This is a genomic window from Bradyrhizobium sp. AZCC 1693, from assembly GCF_036924745.1.
GTDB lineage: Bacteria > Pseudomonadota > Alphaproteobacteria > Rhizobiales > Xanthobacteraceae > Bradyrhizobium.
The window spans coordinates 7,153,665-7,173,361 of sequence record NZ_JAZHSD010000001.1 but is presented as its reverse complement, the minus strand read 5'-3'; the positions used below and the strand labels follow the sequence as shown (position 1 = coordinate 7,173,361).

Here is a 19,697-nt window from a genome sequence, read left to right as displayed (position 1 = left end):
TGCCGCCGATCAAGTTGTAAAGTCAATCTGGTCAACGATTTCGTAGCCCGTTTCGCTACCGTCCTCGCAGCGCCAGAATCTTCTCCGCCGCGCGCAGATGCGGCTTGTCGATCATCTTGCCGTCGATCTTCACCACACCTGAAGTCGGATTGTCGTTGAAGGCCTTCACGATCTTCTCCGACCAGGCGATTTCCTCGTCCGTCGGCATGAAGGCGGCGTTGACGACGTCAACATGCTTCGGATGGATGACGGCCTTGGCAAGGAAACCATCCTGACGCGCGGCGATGGACTCTTCCCTGAGTGCGTCGAGGTCGTTGATGTCGGTCGCGATGGTATCGATGGCGACGACGCCGGCCGCCGCCGCGCTGATCAGGCAGAGATCGCGCGCCAGCAGGAAAGGCCCGTGGAAGCGTCCTGCTGTCCGGTTCCGCGACGCGCCGAGCGAAGCCGCGAGGTCCTCGGCGCCCCACATCATGCCCCACAACCGCGGGCTCATGTTCTCGAAGTCGAGCAGCTTGAGGACGGCCCTCGCCGTCTCCGTCGCCACCGTCACTATTCTCGTAGAGCCATGCTCGATCCCGGCGGCCGCCTCGAAGGCATCGAGATACAGCGACAGGCGGTTGACGTCGGCAGCACCAGCGCATTTCGGCAGCACGATGCCGTCGGGCCGGCCCGGCATGACGGCCGCGAGGTCGCCAAGCGTCATGCCGGTATCGAGCGCGTTGACGCGGATATAGACCTTCTGGCCTGGGTTCCGCGCATCGAGCATCTCGCGCACCGTGCGCCGCGCGCCGACTTTCTCCTCCGGCGCGATCGAATCCTCAAGGTCGAGGATCAGCGCATCGGCCGCAGTCTTCTTGGCGCTTTCAAACTTGCGCAGGCTGTCGCCAGGAACAAACAGGAATGATCGCATCGGCTCAAGCCTTCGGTTTGCAGTGCATCAGCCCGGTCCGGCGACAACTTGCCACCACCTCGCCGCGCTGATTGGTCATGGTGTGCTCGAACTCGACGATGCCCTGGTTCGGCCGCGACTTGCTCTCGCGCTTGGAGATGATCCTGGTGTGCGCCTTGAGCGTATCGCCGTGAAACACCGGTTTTGGAAACTTGACGTCGGTCATGCCAAGGTTGCCGATCGTGGTGCCCAGTGTCGTATCGTAGACGCTCATTCCGATCATGATACCGAGCGTATAAAGGCTGTTGAACAGCCGCTGGCCAAATTCTGTATTCTCTGAGAAATGCGCATCGATATGCAGCGGCTGCGGGTTCATGGTCAGCAGGCTGAACATCGTATTGTCCATCTCGGTCACGGTCCTCGAGAATTCATGATGAAATTCCCGGCCGACCTCGAACTCCTCGAAATACAATCCAGCCATCAGCGCCCCCTGTAGTTCGGCGTCCGCTTCTCGACGAACGCATTCAGCCCTTCCTGACAATCTTCCGTCGTTGCAACAAGCGCAAAGCTCTCGGCCGCGTTCTCGACCGAGCGGCGGAAATCGGCGTCGACCGCCCGCATAAAGGCATCGCGCCCGATCTTCATGACGATGGGGGATTTGGCTGCGAACTTGCGCGCGATCTCCCGCGCCCGGTCCAGCGCGGTCCCCTTCGGCACCACTTCGCTCAGCAGCCCCATGCGAAAGGCTGTCGCGGCATCGAAGGGCTCGCCCAGAAACAGCGGACCAAAAGCCTGGTGCTTGCCGACCAGCCGCGGCAGTTGCACGAAGTGGATCGCCGGGATCAGCCCGACGTCGATTTCAGGATAGCCGAAGGTACAGGCGTCACCCGCGATGATCATGTCGCAGGAGATCGCAATCGTCATGCCGCCGGCCCGCACCGCGCCATCGACGGCAGCGATGGTCGGCTTGCCCATGCGATACTGGGTATCGTTGAGCGCGAAATACAGCCGTTCGAGGAATTTCCTGGTTTCGATCCCAGGCTTGCCCCGGATGATGTCCAGATCAAGCCCGGCGCAAAACACCTTGTGTGCGCTGCCGATGATGACGGCGCGCACCGCTTCGTCGTCCCTCGCCTTCGAAAGCGCCGCCAGCAGCGCATCGATCAGGTCCATGCTGAGCGCATTGACCGGCGGGCGATCCAGCATGATCTCGGCAATATTGCCTGAGACGGAATAACGAACGAGATCGGTACTCATGCCGTGCCTCCCTTGGCCTGACGCACCGCGCCGGCCCTGACCAGATCGTCGATGGCGCCTCGCTCGAAACCCGCTTCCAGCAGCACCTCATAACTGTCCTGGCCTATATCAGGCGCAGGGCGCAAGTTGTCCTCCGAGAAGCCGCAATGCCCGGCGTCCGCGGCGAATACACCGGCCCCACGCCCGGCGTCTGCTGGCATACAGCGGCCCTTGTCGCCTCGACATGGACGTTGCGCAGCCATTCGCCGGGATTGAGGATCCGTTCGGCGATGAGGTCAGCGGCATGCAGGCGGGCAAGCCAGGCATCCGTCGGCCGTGTCAGAAACACCTCGCGCAACTGCGGGATCAGCGCATCACGCAGGCCGCGATACGGCGGCTCATGCGTCGGCGATAGCTTGCGTTCCTTGGTCATTCCGTCCCCCGGGCGGGCCGAAAGCTACAGCGCGAGGTAGCGCTGACGAATGTTATCGTTGGCTTTCAGCTCTTCGATCCCGGATGTGTAGACGATCTGGCCCTTGTCGATAACCGTCGCGTGGCTCGCAAGGCCAAGGCAAAAATGCATGTTCTGCTCGGCGATCAGCACCGTGGCGCCGGTGCCGCGGAGCTGCCGCAGCAATTCTCCGATCCGTTGCACGATGATCGGCGCCAGCCCCTCACTCGGCTCGTCCAGCAGCAGCAGCGCGGGATTGCCCATCAACGTGCGGGCAATTGCCAGCATCTGCTGTTCGCCACCCGACAGCCGTCCTGCGATCCGGTGCCGCAGCGGCTCCAGCAGCGGAAACACGTCGTAAACGCGCCGGATCGACCACTCGTCCTCGCCATTGGGGCCCTTCTTGGCGCCGATGACCAGGTTGTCCTCCACCGAGTGCTCCGGAAATATCTGGCGATCCTCCGGCACGAAGCCGAGACCGGCGCGCGCGATGTGGTGTGGCTTCAGCCCGGACACTACTTTGCCGCGCAAAGTGACCTTGCCGCGGCGTGCGGGAGCCAGGCCCATGATCGCCTTCATGGTGGTCGACTTGCCGGCGCCGTTGCGGCCGAGCAATGCCATGGTCTCGCCCTGCCGGACCGCGAGGGCGACGCCGAACAGGATCTGGCTGGTGCCGTAATAGACGTCGAGATCCTCGACCTGAACGACCGGCTGCACGCTCATACCGCAGCTCCGGCGTGATGTTCGGTGCCGAGATAGGCCTCGATCACGGCTTCGTTCCGGCGGATCGCATCCGGCGTGCCGATTGCAAGAATCCGCCCATAGCACAGCACCACGATCTCGGGCGCGATCTTGAACACAATATCCATGTCGTGCTCGATGAACACCACCGTGATCTTCTGCGTCTCCCAGAGTTCCCTCACCTTGTCGATCATCCGCCAGCGCTCTTCAGTCCCCATGCCGGCGGTCGGCTCGTCGAGCAATAGCACCTTCGGATCGAGCACCAGTGCGAGTGCGATATCGAGCAGCTTCTGATCGCCATGCGACAGCGTCGCCGCGGTTCGATTGCGCTTGCCGGCCAGCCCCAATAATTCCATCGCATGCTCGGCACGGTCGCGGGTTTCGGCCAACGGGAAACGGCGGTGAAGCACGCTGGCGCGGCGTTGATCAGCGCAGACGGCGGCAAGCATGGTCTCCTGCACCGTCAGCGACGGAAAAATACTCGCCACCTGAAACGCCCGACCGATTCCATAGCGCACGATCTCGGGCGGCGACCGCCCGGCCATGTCGACGCCATTGAGCAGGATCTGACCGGAGTCGGGCCGCAGCGCGCCGGTGATCAGGTTGAAGAACGTGCTCTTGCCGGCACCGTTGGGGCCGATCACGGCGGTGAGCGAGCCGTCGGCGAAGTCGAGCGTGACATTGTCCGTCGCCTTGACGCCGCCGAACGCTTTGGAAAGGGAGCGTATCTCCAGCATGGCTAGCCGCGCTCCCCAGTGGTGTCGCGGCGTCGCGCGTACCATTCGACTACAAAATCCATCAGGCCTTTGCGCAGGCCGATAGCGAAGAACAGGATCACGATGCCGAGCACGATGCCGTGATAGTCGGTCCAACGGGTAACGGTATCGTTGAGGATCAGGAGCAGCACGGTGCCGACCATCGGTCCCAGGAATGTAGTCACGCCGCCGAGCATGTTGATGAAGATGCCCTCGCCCGAAATGGTCCAATAGGCGAATTCCGGATAGGCTCCGGAGACGAACAGCGCCATGATGATGCCGCCGGTCGAGGCAAACAGTGCCGCCAGCACGAAGATCGTGAGTTTTGCGCGCCAGACATCGATGCCGACAAAGCTGGCGCGGCTGGCGTTATCGCGGATCATCCGCAAAGTATAGCCGAACGGCGATTGCGCGATCTGACGCATCAGTAGAAGCCCGATCACCAGCAGCGCGCAGCTTGTGATGTACAAATGCACATGGTTCGACAAATCGATACCGAAAAAGGCCGGACGCGGAATGCCACCGCGCAATCCCTGATCGCCGCCGGTCAGCGATACCCAGGACAGGATGGTCGAGTGGATCAGCATCTGGAACGCCAGCGTAACGAAGGCGAAATAGATTTCCTTCAGCCGCACGCAGATGGCGCCAATGACGAGGGCAACGACAAGCGTGATCACCAACGTTGCGACGAAAGCCACAGGGATGTGAACACCGGTCTTCTGCATCATCAAGCCGAAACCGTAGGCGCCAAGGCCAAAGAACATGCCATGGCCGAACGATGTCAGACCGGTGTAACCGACCAGAAGGTTGAGCGACGTCGCGAACAGCCCATAGGCCGCGCAGCGGATCACGAAGTCGAGCAGCAATTTACTGCTGAAGACCATCGGCAACAGCGCAAGCACGACAAAGACCGCAAGCGCAATCAGGACATCCCGATTGCGGCGCGGCTTTGCCTCGGTGCGGGAGACATCGAGTGCCGGCGCGCCCTGTTCGGCCTGCAGCTCGGTCATGCGACCTCCTTGCCGAACAGGCCGGTGGGCCGCGACACCAGCACGATCACCATGAACAGGTACATCAGGCCTTCCGTGAACAAGGGAAAGCCGAGCGATCCGAACGAGCGGATCAGGCCGATCAGCAGTGCGCCGATCAGCGCACCCAGGATCGAGCCCATGCCGCCAATCACGGTGACGATGAAGGATTCGATCAGGACCGAGAATCCCATGCCCGGCGTCAGCGAACGCACGGGTGCGGCGAGCGCGCCGGCAAGGCCTGCCAGCATGCCGCCCAACGCAAATACCCCGCCATAGATCAGTCCAGTGTTGATGCCGAGCGCAGACACCATGCCCGGATTATGCGCGGCCGCCCGGATCACCTTGCCGATCCTGGTGCGGGCCAGGCCGAGCCCGAGAACTACGGCAGCCACCAGCGCGACGCCGACCAGGAGCAAATAATACGGCGGCACCACGCCGCCGGCGATGAACAGCGGCGCCACCTGGAACGCCGCCGGCATGCCCATCGACTTGAATTCCGGGCCCCAGATCATCCTCACGACGTCATCGAAGATCAGCACGAAGGCGTAGCAGACAAGCAACTGCATCAGCACATCGGCGCCATAGACGCGGCTCATGAATACGCGCTCGAAGATCAGGCCAAGCAAGGCCGTCCCCGCCGCGCCACACAGCATCGCGAGCGCAAAACTGCCCGAAAGCTGATAGGCCGTCATCGCGAAATAGGCGCCGAACATATAGAAAGCGCCGTGGCTGAAATTCACCACCTTGAGCACGCCGAAGATCAGCGTCAGTCCGACGGCGACGAGAAACAGCAACATGCCGATGATGAAGCCGCTGGTGGTTTGCGTCACCAGGCAGGCAGAACTGGCGAGACAGCCGGTAAGCGCGTCGAGATCCAAGGGAATCATCCATTGCAGCGTGCCAGCATGCGCGGCGCGCGAGAAACATTCGGCGGCGAGCGGAGGCAGCCTACGCCGCCTCCGCCTCACAGTCGATCAGGTGTAGCCCTTGCTCTTCTTCCACTCGGCTTCGAGCTCGAAGATCGTCTTCCAGTCGCCCGCCTGAACCTGCGGCACGTAGGGCTCCTGCGGGATCGTGGTGCCCCAGCCGATCGCATAGCCGACCAGCGTCTGGTCGTCGGCGCGCATCGTGACGGTGCCGTCGGCACCGAACGGCGACTTGATCTTCAGGCCGCGCAAGGCTTCCGCGATCTTCTTGCCATCGGCCGAATTCGCCTTCTTGGACGCTTCCGCAAGCAGCATGATCGCGGTCGCATTCTCCCACGACCAGTTGGTGGGGTACTCGTTGTATTTCGCCTTGTAGGCATCGCCCCACGCCGCGTTTTCCGGGGTCGCGGGATAGGTCTTGATGTAGCGGTTGCCGGAGTGAATGCCCTTCGGCAGGTTCTTCACCACCGTCAGCGCGGTGTAGTCGGCCATGTTGACCGCGAACACCTCCATCTGGCTGAACAGCGCATAGATGTTGGCCTGATCGATATAGGACGTGAGATCGCCGCCCCAGAGGCAGGTATACAGCGCCTGCGGCTTGGCCTGCAGGATTTTCGTCACCACTTCGGTGTAGTCGGGCTGGAACAACTTTGGCCAGGACTCGCTGATGATCTCGATGTCGGGCGCAAAGCGCTTCAGGTATGTCACGTATTCGCCGGTGGTGTCGCGGCCATAGGCATAGTCGGGCGAACAGGTCGCCCATTTCTTCAGACCCTTGGCTTTCGCAATCGCCGCCGCGTAGCTGCCGCCGACGATGGAGTCGTGCACACCCTGGCGCGCGGTGCGGAATGCGTTGGGAATGTGCTGCTTGGGATCGGCGGTCAGCGCCGAAGTTTCCGAATTGGTGTGAAGGCAGAGCACGCCGAGATCGCGCGCCACTTCATGTACTGCGAATGCACCCGATGATGCTTCCGCATCGATCAGGATTTCGCATCCGTCGGTGTTGACGAGTTCGCGGGCGACGCGGGCGGCTTCCTGCGGCTGTCCCTTGGAATCGCGGATCACCATTTCGATCTGACGTCCGGCCAGGCCGCCGGCAGCATTGACCTTTTCGATTTCCAGCATCACCCCATTGCGCGACGAGGTTCCGAGCTGCGCCACGCGCCCGGAAAGAATGGTCGGCATGCCGACCTTGATGGTCTTGGCCTGCGCGCGCGCCACCCGGGGCGTCGCAAATGTTACGGCCCCGGCACCCATCATCGCCAACGTCGCGCGGCGGCTCACGCCCGGTTTGCGGGTTCTCGTCATTGCTTCCTCCCTGTGGGGTTGGCGTTCCCAAATCCCTGCCGGAGATCGTGTCGCCTCCGTACTCACAAGGATTTCAGAGCAAGGGGGGTGACGTCAAGCCAAAGATGAATTACGAGTCATAATTCATCTTGGGAGAGACAGGGCCGGAAACCGGCTTTTTGGGCGGATAATGATCAATCTATCCAGCTTCATCGCGTTTCACGCCCGGCGGACGCCGGATCGCTGTGCGCTGAAATACCGCGGCGAGGATGTCTCCTATGCCGATTTCGACGCCCGCATACGCCGGATTGGCGGATGGCTCGCCGCACGCGGCGTCGGCCCCGGCGACGTCGTCGCGGTGCTGATGAAGAACAGCACGGCGTTTCTCGAGTTCGTGTTTGCGACCAGCCATATCGGCGCGGTGTTTCTGCCTATCAACTACCGTCTGTCCGCCGACGAAGTCGGCTACATCGTCGGCAATTCAGGCGCGCGCGTCCTGATTGCGGATCAAGAATTTTCCGGTGTCGCAGCCGGTGGCGCGCCAGTAGTGCTGCTGGACGAAGCCGCGCAGTCCGACGCGACGCGCCTTGCGACCGACATCGCCCCTGCTCTGATGCACGTCCGCCAACCGCGCGACCTGATGCGGCTGATGTACACATCAGGCACGACGGACCGCCCCAAGGGCGTGATGCTCACTTACGAAAACCTGTACTGGAAGTCGGCCGACCAGACGCTCGTGCTCGGGTTGAACGCCGACACGCGCCTGCTGGTGGTCGGCCCGCTCTACCATGTCGGCGCGCTCGATCTGCCGGGCATCGCGGTGCTGTGGCACGGCGGCCTGCTCTCCATCCAGCGGAACTTCGAGCCCGAGCAGGCGCTCGCCGCCATCGAGACGGAGAAACTCAACGCCGCCTGGTTCGCACCCGTGATGACGACTGCGATCCTCACTTGCCCGACCCGCGACCGCTACGATGTGTCGAGCCTCCGATGGACGATCGGCGGCGGCGAAAAGACGCCGGAAGTGCGCATCCGCGCCTTTTCCGACTATTTCAAGAACGCCCGCTATATCGACGCCTATGGACTGACCGAAACCTGCGGCGGCGACACCTTCATGGAAGCCGGCCGCGAGATCGAAAAGATCGGCTCGACCGGCCGCGCCATCGCCCATGTCGAAATCGAAATCCGTGACGATGCCGGCAATCGACTTCGGCCCGGCGAGAACGGCGAAATCTGCCTGCGCGGGCCGAAGGTCACGCAGGGCTACTGGAAGGATCCCGAGAAAACCGCGGCGGCGTTCTTCGGCGACTGGTTTCGTACCGGAGACGTCGGCTATCTCGATGAGGACGGCTTTCTTTACCTGACCGACCGCAAGAAGGACATGATCATTTCCGGCGGCGAGAACATCGCCTCCTCCGAGGTGGAGCGTGTCATCTACGAACTGCCGCAGGTACGCGAAGTTGCCGTCGTAGGCCTATTCGACGAGCGCTGGGGCGAAAAGCCGGTGGCAGTCGTGGTGCTGGACGACGGCGCCACGCTGGAATTGCCGGATCTCGCCAATCACTGCCGCGCGCGCCTCGCAGGTTTCAAGGTGCCGAAGCAACTCATCATCCGCGACAGCCTGCCGCGCAACCCTTCAGGAAAAGTCCTTAAGCGCGTGCTGCGCGCTGAACTGGAATCCCACGCATGACGCAATCATCGCAAGCCGCACCGGGCAAGGTGACAAAACTCAGCCGGGCTGAGCGCAACGTCTGGACCAAGCGCAAAATCTTCGACGCCGCCACCAAGGTCGTCGGCAAAGTGGGTTACGCCGAGGCTTCGGTTGCCCGCATTACCGAGGAGGCCGGTGTCGCGCAGGGAACGTTCTACAATCACTTCGAAAATCGCCAGGAGTTGCTCGATCAATTGCTGCCGAAGGTCGGCACCGACATGGTTTACTTCATCCGCGAGCGCACCGGAAGCGCACATGCGGCAAAGCAGGAAATCGAACGCTTCAGCGCCTTCTTCGATTTCATCCGTGAGGTGCCGGAATTCCTGCGCATCCTCAACGAAGCCGAATATTTCGCGCCGATCGGCTATCAAAAACACCTCGACAACATCGCCACCGCCTATGTCCGCATCCTCCGGCGCGCCCGCCACGCCGGCGCAATCGTGGATTTCAGCGATGAGGAGTTCGAAGCCATCGTCCATATACTGATGGGCGCGCGCGGTTATCTGAGCCGTCGCTACTCCTATGTTGGCGGCAACGTTACAGCGGCGCCTGAGCATGTCATCTCCGCCTACCGAAAGCTGGTCACGCGCGGGCTGTTTACCTCGAGCAAAGGCAACAACCATGACCGCTGAGGGTATCGTCCTCGTCACCGGCGGCAGCCGCGGCATCGGCGCCGCCACTGCGACGCTGCTGGCCGAACAGTGCCGGCGCGTGGTGATATCAGACATCGCACCGGAACCATTGACTGGAACGCAAGCCGTCCTGTGGCCGGCACCATTCGACGTCGCCAGCGAAAGCGCCGTCGTCAGCGGCATCGCCGACATCGAGGCCGCGCACGGACCAATTGCAGGGCTGGTCAACGCCGCCGGCGTCTTCGGCAAGATGCACCCAATCGAGCGTGTGCGGATGGATCAATGGGACCGCGAGGTCAATATCGATCTGCGCGGCACGTTTCTGGTCACCCGCAGCGTCGGCGTGAAGATGGCCGCGCGCCGGCATGGCGCGATCGTCAATGTCGCCTCCGTTGCCGGCATGACGTCCAGGTCCGATCCATGCCTACACGGCCGCGAAAGCCGGCGTCATTCAGATCACGCAGACGCTCGCCGCCGAATGGGGCCGCAGCGGCGTGCGCGTCAATGCGGTCTCGCCGGGCTTTACGCGCACCGCCATGCTGGAAGCCGGTATCGCCTCCGGCGCGCTGAACAGGAAATGGCTGGAAAGGCCGACCGCGATGAACCGGCTGGTCGAGCCGATCGAGGTCGCACACGCCATCGCGTGGCTGCTTTCGCCGATGAGCAGCGGCGTCACCGGAATCAATCTACCCGTAGACGCCGGATATATCGCAGGCACCACCTGGGCCGCCTATGGCGGCCTGCGCGAAGCGCCGAGCGCGTAGTTGAGGACATCAGCATGAACATCGAAGTATCGCGCAAGAAGCTCGATCTGTCGTCGGCCATCGCGGAGGGTGACATCCGCGTGCTGCTGATGGTTCTGGTGCACATGACCGGAGATGAGCGCTGGCTGGAACCTCCCTACAAGCCGAAGCGCGACGTGCGGCTGATTCCCGATCCGCAAGCCGGCATGCCCAAGGAAATCCAGGCCGAAATCCGCGCCGCCGTGCTGAAGTTGTTCGAAGACGGCGAGCCGACCCCTGTCATTACCGATCCCGGCGACGCATTGATGCTGAAGATGATGCGCGCGACACTCGGCGAGAACGTCACGCCGGAATATGCGCCATTGATGCGCGAGGAAATGGGTTTCATTCCCCGAGAGGCACGCTGGACCAAACCTCCTTCCGGTGAGAAGCTGGCGCAGCAACATGTCCTGATCGTCGGCGCCGGCGTCTGCGCCATCGCGCTGGGCGTTGCACTTGGCCGGCTCGGCATCCCCTACACCATTGTCGAAAAAAACGACGAACTCGGCGGCACCTGGTACGTCAATCGCTATCCGGGCTGCGGCGTCGATACGCCGAACCATTCCTATTCGTTCTCGTTCGGCGCGCGAAACCCGTGGACGCGCTATTTCGCCCAGCGTCAGGAATTGCTCGACTACCTCAAGAAGGTCGCGCTCGAATACGACATCCGCAAACATCTTCGGCTCAACACCGAACTGACATCGTCGCGCTGGGACGAGAACAAGCGGCGCTGGATCTCCACGTTAAAGACCGCCGATGGCGAGGAGATATTTGAATCGACCACGCTGGTCAGCGCCATCGGCCAGCTCAACGATCCCGCGCCCGCGCACTTCACGGGCGAGGAGGATTTTAGGGGTGAGGTGCTGCACTCAGCCTTGTGGTCCGACGACGTCAAACTCGACGGCAAACATGTCGCCGTCATCGGCACCGGTGCAACCGCGATGCAGCTGGTGCCCTCGATCGCCGACCGCGCCGCGTCGGTTACCGTCTACCAACGCACCGCGCAATGGGCGCGCCCCGTGGCAGGCTATTCCGATCCCATCACCGAAGGCGCACGGTGGCTGCTCGCGCATCTGCCGTTTTACGTTCAGTGGTACCGCTTCAACATGTTCTGGCGCTACGGCGACGGTCTTTTGCCGTTCCTGCGCAAGGACCCGGAATGGCCGCATCCCGAGCGCGCCGTCAACAAGGGCAATGACCGGCATCGCGAGGAGCTGACCGATTTCATCCTGTCCGAATTGAAGGACCGCCCCGACCTGATCGAGAAATGCGTGCCCACCTATCCGCCCTACGGCAAGCGCATCCTGCTCGATAACAACTGGTTCAGGACGCTGACGAAGCCGAATGTCGAACTGGTCACCGACAAGATCGATCATTTCGCCCGCGACGGCATCGTCGCCTCCGACGACAAGTTGCGGCCGGCTGACGTCATCGTCATCTCGACCGGATTCAAGGTCACGGAGATGGCGGCGCGCCTCAATATCACCGGACGCGGCGGCAAGAGTCTCAGGACGGCCTGGACCAACGACAACCCGACCGCCTATCTCGGACTCACCGTGCCGGACTTTCCGAATCTCTTCGTGATGCTCGGTCCGAATTCAGGCCCCGCGCACGGCGGCAGCGTGATCTTCCAGTCGGAATGCCAGAGCAGGTACATCTCCGCCTGCCTGGTCGAAATGATCGAGCAAGACATCGCTGCGATCGATGTTCGCCCCGAGGCGCACGATCAATACGTCAGACAAGTTGATGCCGAGCATGAGCAGTTGATCTGGACTCACCCAGGCATGACCACCTATTACCGCAACAGTCAGGGCCGGGTGTTTTCGGCGATGCCGTGGCGGTTCGTGGATTACTGGGCGATGACCCACGACCCCGACCTACGGGACTACCGCCAGACCAAGCTCTGACATTGTTCCCGGGAACCGGTCGCACAACTTGCTGTTGGGACGACTTGACACCGTCCGGCATCTGCCGCAGCATTTCAGTGCTGCACCTGTTGGAGTCACGGAGCGGGTGGCTCCCCACTTCGCAGGCATTGGCGCCCCGGTGAGATGATCGAGACGACACGCAGCGAAAGCGGACGCAAGTCCGTCGGCCAACTCTTGAGGAGGAGCATGACGCCACCGGATCAGACTGGTGACCTTGCTCATCGCAAGGTCGAGGTGCGGTCGAGGTCATAAGCAGCTGCCAGCCTCGTTGCGCCTTCAACAATTCGAACATATCCGCGGGACTGGAGCGCAAAGGCCACGCGCTGTCGGATCCTGAGACCAACTGGTGTCTACCAGAAATCCTTCGCCTAAAACGAAGATGTCGGGCCCCGCGATGCTTTGATGCACCGGGGCCCATTCGTTTTTGCAATGGCAACCCGCGTCGCATGGTTCCATGCTCTGTTCCGATCAGGAATCCGATCGAGCAAGGACACGCCATGGAAAAACCGCGCGTACGAATTTACACCGATTACAAGAGCCCCTACGCCTTCGTCGCCAACAAGCGGCTGTTCGAGCTCGAAGAAACCTATGGCGTCGAATTGGAATGGCTGCCTTACACGCTGCGCATTCCTGAATTCATGGGAACGGTGGAGGAGCGCACGCCGCATTTCTGGCGCAAGGTGCGCTACGCCTATATGGACGCGCGCCGCTACGCCAATGCGCAAGGCCTCACCATGAAAGGGCCGCGGCGCATCTACGACGCCTTTTATGCCAGTGCGGGCATGCTGTTCGCACAGCGCCACGGATTATTCCGCCCCTATCACGACACGGTATTCCGCCGCTTCTGGAGTCATGATCTCGAAATCGACGAGCTGCCGGCAATCTCAGGCGTGATCACCTCGATCGGCGGCTCGGCCGAAGCGTTCGAGGCCTACGTCCACGGCCCTGCGCGGGCCGAGCACGACCGCATCATCGACGAAGCGGAAGCGCTCGGTGTGTTCGGCGTGCCGACCATGGTCTTCAACGGCGAATTGTTCTGGGGCGGCGATCGCATCGACATGTTGATCGAACGCATCAAAAACCCGGAATCAGTCGCGGCGGCGCTGGGCAGCCGCCACCGGAAATGAGATCGTATCGTGCTTTTAGCTAGCCGCTGGCCAAATACCGCCAGCACCCAGTACGCTCCAGCACCGGCCGCAAAGCAATTCGGCTGTCCGCATCGAGCGCTGAAAACTTGCCGCGAAGCTGCTGCAGGCACTTCACCTGATATTTGAACGGCGCCAGCGCATAAGGCAGGCCCCAGACATTCATCTCCAGCCGGTCAAGGCCTTTGGCAAACGCTTCAGCGTTGGCGACCAGGAACGGCAGATAGAGCTCGCCGGCGATTTTCAATAACGGCTCTGCCATGCCGCCGAGCGCCCGTTCGCGCGGATACCATTCTCCCTCCACGCCGGAGGCATCGTCCAGCCGCCGCACCCAGTGATCGGTGAACGGCGCCTTCGCGCGCATGATCCGCATCGGCGTCGGGTCGGTCGCCATCTCGCTGAGCTGGCCGAACCAGGCGAAATCGGCGAGTGAGGGCCTGCTGCCGAACAGATAATTGGTCATCCCGACATGCGGCTCGAACGCCGCAAGCATTCGCAAGTAACTCTCTTCAAGTAGCGGCTTGTTTTCCACCGTCGCGCCGAGAATGACCATGCGCGAAATCTGCCGCTGCCGGAACTGCTCGATTTCCTCCGCACTCCCGGTCGCGGCCTCCGAGACCGACCACTCCTCCCCCGCCCAGCGCGCGACATAGGCCTGATCTTCCGGATCCCACCAGCGATAGAGAAAGAGCGGCTTCACGGCCCATTCGTCAGCGAGATCCTCCAGGAGATCGCAGATAAACGCGACCGCCTTGTCGTCGGGAATGACGGAGCGCTCCTTGTGACGGATCTCCAGATCGTAAGCCAGCGTCGTGGTCTCGCCGCGGTAAGTCCCGTCAGGATACTGCAGCACCGGAATCAGATTGGGCCGCAAATGTTCGGTCGCCTTGCGCAGCGCCTTGGTCATGATGACCCAGTCGAACGGGATTCTTCGGTATCGCAGCAAGGCCCGAAGCTTGATGGCATAAGGCGATGCCGTCGAGCCGATCAGCCGGTAGCGTCGCTCGGTCATGGCATTCACCTCGCCTGCTGACATAGCGCATTCGAATTTCACCCGCCAGACCTGCAATAACGCCTGCGGTGCCCGCCTGTCCGTAGCGGGTGAAGTTGTCGTATTTTTGTAGCTCGTGATCTGTCGCCTTCGTTGTTGAGTTTCGGAGGAGCCGGAAGGCGTGGACGGTTTCCTCCGGGTTGGTCATGCCACGGATATTGCTGCCGGGTTAGCCCTCCTGGTCGGTTTCTTTGTTCGACTTGAAGCCCGTTTCTCCGCCCCGACCCGCGCTATCTCGACGGCGGCGCGCGCAGGGGCGGTCAAGGACGCGCGCTTGCGCGCCCGCAAGGGCTTGTCCTTGACGGCTCCGAGCACGCTGCCAGGCTGAGGCGCGTCGGGGCTGATCTGGTGTCCGTCGGCGGCAAACGTCGCCAATCGGTGCGGGCCAAGGAACACGCTCGCGGTGCCATCGGGATACTCATGGACCCGCACCAGGGCTTTGACGAAGTGGGGCCTGAGCCGGCTCTCCGGCAGCTGCAGCCGCCGACCGTTCCATGCGATCGTATTGTCGTTGGCGACGGTTCGGTCTTCGATCACGCACAGCGCTTCGCGCCAAGCCTCGTGGCGATCGGCGACGAACGCCGTGCCCGGCTGTTCGGCCTTGATCGCAAACGCCGCGTTATGCTCGGCCATGTAATGCGCCCTCAGCCACGCATTGGCGGCTTCGACCGTCCTGATCCCGGCGAGCCGCAGGTCCTTCGGCAGCCGGCCCTGCAGCGTGCCGAACATCCGCTCGGAGCGCCCGCGCGCCTCCGGCGAATAGGCTGCGATATGCTCGATCCCAAGATGCGATAAAGCCCGTCCCACCTGGGTTTGTTGCGTCTTCGAGACCTTCTCGCCAGCCTTCGGGGTGTAGAAATAATGGCTGCCGCGATCGGTGTAGAGCGCGCAGAACAGGCCGCGCCCGCCAATCACTTCGCCCAAGGCCTGGAACGTCGACGCCGTGCCTTCTTCCTCGACCAGAAACATCGAGTAGATCTCGCTCGTCGCATCGTCCAGCGTGACGATCAGGTCCATCGCCGGCAGACCTTCGATCCAGGCGTGGCGCGACCCGTCCTGATGCAGCAGCATGCCCGGAAGCGGCCGGCGCGGACGCTTCTTGCGGTGCGCCGAACGCTTCGGCGCCTTCCGCACCAAGCCCGCCGCGTGCAAGGCCAGCTTCGTCACCGTGTAGCCAAGCACATAGCCATGCCGCTTTTGCAGCTGCTCGTGGAAGTGCTTCACCGTGAAGTCCGCGTACCTGTCCCGGAACAGCCCCAGCATCCGCTCAAGCTCTTCCTCCGGCGCGCGCCGCGGCGATCGCCGCCCCATACGGAGGTCGACAAGCCCGTCATCGCCCTCCGCCTCATAGCGTTCCGCCCAACGTTGAAACGTCCGCACGTTGATCCCGAGAAGCTCAGCCGCGGCCACCTGCGTCAGTTCCTTCGCCTCCGTCCGATCCAGCAAATCCGAAAACCGCATCCGTCGTACACCCTCGTGAATGGATGCCGTGCCCATCGTGCCCCCTTTGTTCCAGGGCACCAAAAACACGACACTTCACGAGCTACAAACACACGACAGATCACGCGCTACTGACACGCCTGCGGTGCCCGCCTTGCGGCGCAGCAAAATTTGCAGCTATCCTGCCGACAAATGATCGGCCCTAGCGGGCCGGATAATTCGGAGAAGCGCCATGAACCCTCCCGTCAGCTCCCCCGCCGTCAAGGTCGTAAAATCCGTCCGCGAACAGGTGAGCCCGGAGGAATGGCAGGCGCGGGTCGATCTCGCTGCCTGCTATCGTCTCACCGCGATGTACGGCATGACCGAGATGGTGGCCAACCACATCTCCTGCCGCGTGCCGGGGACAACGGACCAGTTCCTGATCAACCCTTACGGGATGCTCTACGAGGAGATCGATGCTTCCAGCCTGATCAAGATCGATGTCGACGGCAACACGCTGTTCAACGCCTCCGACTATGATGTCAACGTCGCCGGCTTCGTGATTCACAGCGCCATCCACATGGCCAAGCACGACATGGATTGCGTGGCGCATACGCACACACCGGCCGGCATGGCCGTCTCGGCCATGGAATGCGGATTGCTGCCGCTGGCGCAGACCTCAATGCGGTTTCTCCACATCGCCTATCACGATTTCGAAGGCATCGCCGACAATGTCGACGAGCGCGAGCGGCTGGTGAGAGACCTCGGCGACCATGAAGCCATGATCCTGCGCAATCACGGCCTGCTGGTGGTCGGCCGGACCGTGCCGGCAGCCTTCAACGTGCTGTTCCGCCTCGAGCGCGCCTGCCAGGTCCAGATCATGGCGCTGTCCTGCAACACCAAGCTGATCTATCCCCCGCAGAACGTCCTCGAAGACACCTATGAGCGGATGCAGCCGAAGCCCGGCCGCAGCACCCGTAATGGCAACCTTGCCTGGCCGGCCCTGCTGCGCAAGCTCGACCGCACCGATCCGTCTTATCGAGACTGAGCCGTTGCTGGATGCGCCGGAGCTCCGCACGAACTTTGGGCGCAGGCTGCCTGTAATTTGATCGCACATATCATCGCTAAATCGCCGATGCTGATGTCAGGCGTAGCGACAGGTGCGTCCCATGAAGACATTCATTCGCGTGGTTGAACTATGGGTGCCCGACCGAACCCGCACGCGCCTGGAGTTCGGCGGCTGTCTTTGCAGCGAAGAGTACGCGGAGTTCAAGGCCGTCAGCGAAAACGCGCTGTTCGCCTATGACGAAGGCCTGCCCGGCAAGGCCTGGGCCGCGGCGCACCCCGTCATCCTCACGGAGTTCGCAAACTCCTATTTCAAGCGCACGGACGAGGCGATTGAAGCCGGGTTGACCTGCGGCGTGGCTTTGCCGGTCTTCGCCGGGGAATTCCTGATGGCCGTGATGGTGCTGTTTTGCGGCGACGACGAAAAGCACGTCGGCGCCATCGAACTCTGGCGCAACGACCCCGAGAAGTCCCACGAGATGGGCCTGGTCGACGGCTATTACGGCACCGCCGACATGTTCGAATTCAATTCCCGGCACACCAAGTTCCCGCGCGGGTTCGGCCTGCCCGGCCGCGCCTGGAAAGCCGGCATGCCGCTCATCATCAAGGATCTTCACAACGCCAGGAGTTTTCTGCGCTGGGAGGAAGCGAGCGAAATCGGAATCAATTGCGGCGTCGGCATTCCCTACACCACGCCTCCGGATCAGACCTGGGTCATGACCTTCCTGTCCGCGCAGGCAACACCGATCGCGAGACGCTTTGAGATCTGGGTGCCGAACCTGGCGCGAACGGAGCTGGTGTTTCACTCCGGCGATTGTAGCAAGAATGCCGATCTGACCTCGCTTTATGCGTCAAAGACAATCCGCAAGGGCGAAGGCAGCATCGGCGGTGCCTGGGCGACGGGCATGCCCGCCATCAACGAACATCTGAAGGTCGATGAATCGATCGCGGCGCAGCTCGCCCGCGCGGCCGGCATGAATCAGATCGTCGTTCTTCCAGTGATCGAAAACGCGCTGCTCAACGCGGTGCTCGCCTGGTATCTCTGAGCGACGGGCGCGGCATATCAGCCCGCCTTGCGGCCGTGATGACTATGCAGTTGCGAGGACAGAAGGCGCCGCCACTCGTTGAACTCCGGACTTGCAATATCGCGCGGCCTTGGAAGATCGATAAAGTATTCATCGTCGATGCGGCCCGGTCCTGGCGACATGACCACGACTCGATCGGCCAAAAAGATCGCTTCCTCGATCGAGTGCGTAACGAAAATGACGGTCAGGCCGGTCCGCGACCAGATCTCGACCAGTTCGTCCTGCAGCCGTTCGCGGGTCATCGCGTCGAGCGCGCCAAAGGGTTCGTCCATCAGCACGATTTCGGCGTCGTTGGCGAGCACGCGGGCAATAGCAACGCGCTGCTTCATGCCACCCGAAAGCTGGTGCGGATAGACGTCAGCGAAGTTCTGCAGACCGATGAGTTCGGTGAAACGATCCGTCGTCTTACGAATTTCGGCCTTTGGCCGGCCCCTCGACTTCGGGCCGAAGCCGATATTGTCGCGGACGTTGAGCCAGGGAAATAAGCCATAGTCCTGAAAGACCATGCCGCGGCTGGGCCCGGGCCCGGATATCGGCATGCCCCACATCAGGACATCGCCGTGTGTGGCAGCCTCGAACCCGGCGGCCATGCGCAGCAAGGTCGATTTTCCGCAACCCGACGCGCCGATCAGGCAGACGAACTCTCCTTTTTCGACGCGCAGACTGGCGCCGCGCAACGCCTCGATGGCACGGCCGTTTTGCGAATAGGTCTTGCCCGCGTTCTTCATTTCGAGAATGGGGATCGCAGCTTCAGCCATGCGATGGGCTCCAGGCCAGGAGACGCCGTCCAATCAGCATGACCAGTTGATCGGACAGAAAGCCGAAGGCGCCGATGACAATCATCCCGGAAATCACGATCTCGGTGCGCGAGAGCTGGCGGGCTTCCATGATGATGGCGCCCAGCCCCGTCTGGACGCCGGTCATCTCGCCAACCACGATCACGACCCAGGCAAAGCCTAATCCAAGCCGCATGCCGGTGAAGATCGACGGTAGCGCTGCAGGCAGCACCACACGGAAGAACTGCGCCGAGCCGCTGCAGCCGAGCATCGAGGCCGCCTCGAACAACCGCGGCTCGACCGAACGCACGCCAAAAATGGTGTTCACGAGGATCGGATAGAACGCGCCGAGGAAAACGAGAAAGAAGGCGGAGCGCGGCCCGAGCCCGAAGATGATCATCGCGAGCGGCAACCACGCCGTGACCGGAACCGGCCGCAGGATCTGGATGGACGGATCGAGTAAATGCCGGACAAGCGGCACGCGCCCGATCAGCATGCCAAGGGGCAGCGCAACGATGAGCGCCAGCGCAAAGCCGCCATAGACGCGGCTGACCGAGGCCAGCAGATGAATATGCAGGGTCTTGCTGTAGGCATCGTCATTGATTCCACCGAAGGCGAGATCCCGGAGTTCGAGCCAGACCTCGTGAGGCGGCGGGATCAGGCTGCCCGGCCGCCCGATTGTGGCAAAATGCCAGATCGCCAGCATCGCCGCGGGAAAAGCCATCGCCAGCAGGATCGGCCGCAAGCGCGGCCACCAGGTCGCCATCCGTGGCGCCTTGCGCTCCGC

21 protein-coding genes and 1 pseudogene are annotated in these 19,697 nt (G+C 62.2%); 8 read left to right on the top strand and 14 right to left on the bottom strand.

Annotated features, from left to right (window positions below; all coding sequences use genetic code 11):
• Positions 1-55: 55 nt before the first annotated feature.
• The 10 genes from V1293_RS34040 to V1293_RS33995 all read right to left on the bottom strand — a co-directional run bounded on the left by V1293_RS34040 (position 56) and on the right by V1293_RS33995 (position 7,340).
• The gene (locus tag V1293_RS34040; protein WP_334515949.1) at positions 56-913 is read right to left on the bottom strand and encodes an HpcH/HpaI aldolase/citrate lyase family protein; all 858 of its coding nucleotides are present in this window, start codon (positions 911-913) and stop codon (positions 56-58) included.
• Between the two features lie 4 nt (positions 914-917).
• Complete coding sequence (locus tag V1293_RS34035; RefSeq protein WP_247838158.1) at positions 918-1,373, bottom strand: MaoC family dehydratase; 456 nt, start codon at positions 1,371-1,373, stop codon at positions 918-920.
• Positions 1,373-2,149 carry an enoyl-CoA hydratase/isomerase family protein gene (locus V1293_RS34030; protein ID WP_334515947.1) on the bottom strand — a complete coding sequence of 259 codons (777 nt, stop codon included), beginning with the start codon at positions 2,147-2,149 and terminating at the stop codon, positions 1,373-1,375. The genes V1293_RS34035 and V1293_RS34030 overlap by 1 nt, the downstream gene beginning before the upstream one ends.
• Entirely contained in the window at positions 2,146-2,274 is a 129-nt protein-coding gene (locus V1293_RS34025; RefSeq protein WP_334515945.1) for a hypothetical protein, read from the bottom strand. The genes V1293_RS34030 and V1293_RS34025 overlap by 4 nt, the downstream gene beginning before the upstream one ends.
• The gene (locus V1293_RS34020) at positions 2,253-2,561 is read right to left on the bottom strand and encodes a CoA transferase (RefSeq protein WP_334515943.1); all 309 of its coding nucleotides are present in this window, start codon (positions 2,559-2,561) and stop codon (positions 2,253-2,255) included. The genes V1293_RS34025 and V1293_RS34020 overlap by 22 nt, the downstream gene beginning before the upstream one ends.
• A gap of 24 nt (positions 2,562-2,585) precedes the next feature.
• Positions 2,586-3,302 carry an ABC transporter ATP-binding protein gene (locus V1293_RS34015; protein ID WP_334515941.1) on the bottom strand — a complete coding sequence of 239 codons (717 nt, stop codon included), beginning with the start codon at positions 3,300-3,302 and terminating at the stop codon, positions 2,586-2,588.
• The gene (locus V1293_RS34010; protein ID WP_334515939.1) at positions 3,299-4,057 is read right to left on the bottom strand and encodes an ABC transporter ATP-binding protein; all 759 of its coding nucleotides are present in this window, start codon (positions 4,055-4,057) and stop codon (positions 3,299-3,301) included. The genes V1293_RS34015 and V1293_RS34010 overlap by 4 nt, the downstream gene beginning before the upstream one ends.
• A 2-nt stretch (positions 4,058-4,059) precedes the next feature.
• A complete protein-coding gene (locus V1293_RS34005) occupies positions 4,060-5,085 on the bottom strand; it encodes a branched-chain amino acid ABC transporter permease (protein WP_334515937.1) in 1,026 nt (341 codons plus the stop codon).
• Complete coding sequence (locus tag V1293_RS34000) at positions 5,082-5,984, bottom strand: branched-chain amino acid ABC transporter permease (RefSeq protein ID WP_334515936.1); 903 nt, start codon at positions 5,982-5,984, stop codon at positions 5,082-5,084. The genes V1293_RS34005 and V1293_RS34000 overlap by 4 nt, the downstream gene beginning before the upstream one ends.
• Positions 5,985-6,080: 96 nt before the next feature.
• The gene (locus tag V1293_RS33995; RefSeq protein ID WP_334515934.1) at positions 6,081-7,340 is read right to left on the bottom strand and encodes an ABC transporter substrate-binding protein; all 1,260 of its coding nucleotides are present in this window, start codon (positions 7,338-7,340) and stop codon (positions 6,081-6,083) included.
• Between the two features lie 169 nt (positions 7,341-7,509).
• Between V1293_RS33995 and V1293_RS33990 the strand changes: the two genes are divergently transcribed.
• The 6 genes and pseudogenes from V1293_RS33990 (at position 7,510) to V1293_RS33965 (ending at position 13,496) form a co-directional block, all read left to right on the top strand.
• Complete coding sequence (locus tag V1293_RS33990) at positions 7,510-9,006, top strand: AMP-binding protein (protein WP_334515932.1); 1,497 nt, start codon at positions 7,510-7,512, stop codon at positions 9,004-9,006.
• Complete coding sequence (locus tag V1293_RS33985; RefSeq protein ID WP_334515930.1) at positions 9,003-9,659, top strand: TetR/AcrR family transcriptional regulator; 657 nt, start codon at positions 9,003-9,005, stop codon at positions 9,657-9,659. The genes V1293_RS33990 and V1293_RS33985 overlap by 4 nt, the downstream gene beginning before the upstream one ends.
• Positions 9,550-10,005 (top strand): annotated as a pseudogene (locus V1293_RS36305) (SDR family NAD(P)-dependent oxidoreductase); the annotation flags it as partial. The gene V1293_RS33985 and the pseudogene V1293_RS36305, both read left to right, overlap by 110 nt.
• A gap of 70 nt (positions 10,006-10,075) precedes the next feature.
• The gene (locus V1293_RS33975; protein WP_334517033.1) at positions 10,076-10,423 is read left to right on the top strand and encodes an SDR family oxidoreductase; all 348 of its coding nucleotides are present in this window, start codon (positions 10,076-10,078) and stop codon (positions 10,421-10,423) included.
• Between the two features lie 14 nt (positions 10,424-10,437).
• Complete coding sequence (locus V1293_RS33970; RefSeq protein ID WP_334515927.1) at positions 10,438-12,348, top strand: flavin-containing monooxygenase; 1,911 nt, start codon at positions 10,438-10,440, stop codon at positions 12,346-12,348.
• A gap of 518 nt (positions 12,349-12,866) precedes the next feature.
• The gene (locus tag V1293_RS33965; RefSeq protein ID WP_334515925.1) at positions 12,867-13,496 is read left to right on the top strand and encodes a 2-hydroxychromene-2-carboxylate isomerase; all 630 of its coding nucleotides are present in this window, start codon (positions 12,867-12,869) and stop codon (positions 13,494-13,496) included.
• Between the two features lie 19 nt (positions 13,497-13,515).
• On the opposite strand, the gene V1293_RS33960 is transcribed toward V1293_RS33965, so the two are convergent.
• Both V1293_RS33960 and V1293_RS33955 read right to left on the bottom strand, forming a co-directional pair.
• Entirely contained in the window at positions 13,516-14,526 is a 1,011-nt protein-coding gene (locus V1293_RS33960; RefSeq protein ID WP_334515924.1) for a glutathione S-transferase N-terminal domain-containing protein, read from the bottom strand.
• 183 nt (positions 14,527-14,709) lie between these two features.
• Positions 14,710-16,026 (bottom strand): ISNCY family transposase, encoded by a 1,317-nt coding sequence (locus V1293_RS33955; RefSeq protein ID WP_334506553.1) that lies wholly within the window; start codon positions 16,024-16,026, stop codon positions 14,710-14,712.
• A gap of 211 nt (positions 16,027-16,237) precedes the next feature.
• On the opposite strand from V1293_RS33955, the gene V1293_RS33950 reads away from it, so the two are divergent.
• A complete protein-coding gene (locus V1293_RS33950) occupies positions 16,238-17,032 on the top strand; it encodes a class II aldolase/adducin family protein (RefSeq protein WP_334515923.1) in 795 nt (264 codons plus the stop codon).
• 121 nt (positions 17,033-17,153) lie between these two features.
• On the top strand, positions 17,154-18,095 hold the full coding sequence (locus V1293_RS33945) for a GAF domain-containing protein (RefSeq protein WP_334515921.1): 942 nt from the start codon (positions 17,154-17,156) through the stop codon (positions 18,093-18,095).
• A 17-nt stretch (positions 18,096-18,112) separates the two neighbouring features.
• Here V1293_RS33945 and V1293_RS33940 read toward each other — a convergent pair whose 3' ends face one another.
• Together V1293_RS33940 and V1293_RS33935 are read right to left on the bottom strand one after the other, a co-directional pair.
• On the bottom strand, positions 18,113-18,892 hold the full coding sequence (locus tag V1293_RS33940) for an ABC transporter ATP-binding protein (protein WP_334515919.1): 780 nt from the start codon (positions 18,890-18,892) through the stop codon (positions 18,113-18,115).
• Positions 18,885-19,676, bottom strand: coding sequence for an ABC transporter permease (locus tag V1293_RS33935; protein ID WP_334517032.1), 792 nt, complete (start codon positions 19,674-19,676; stop codon positions 18,885-18,887). Before V1293_RS33935 ends, V1293_RS33940 begins: the two co-directional genes overlap by 8 nt.
• Positions 19,677-19,697 lie beyond the last annotated feature (21 nt).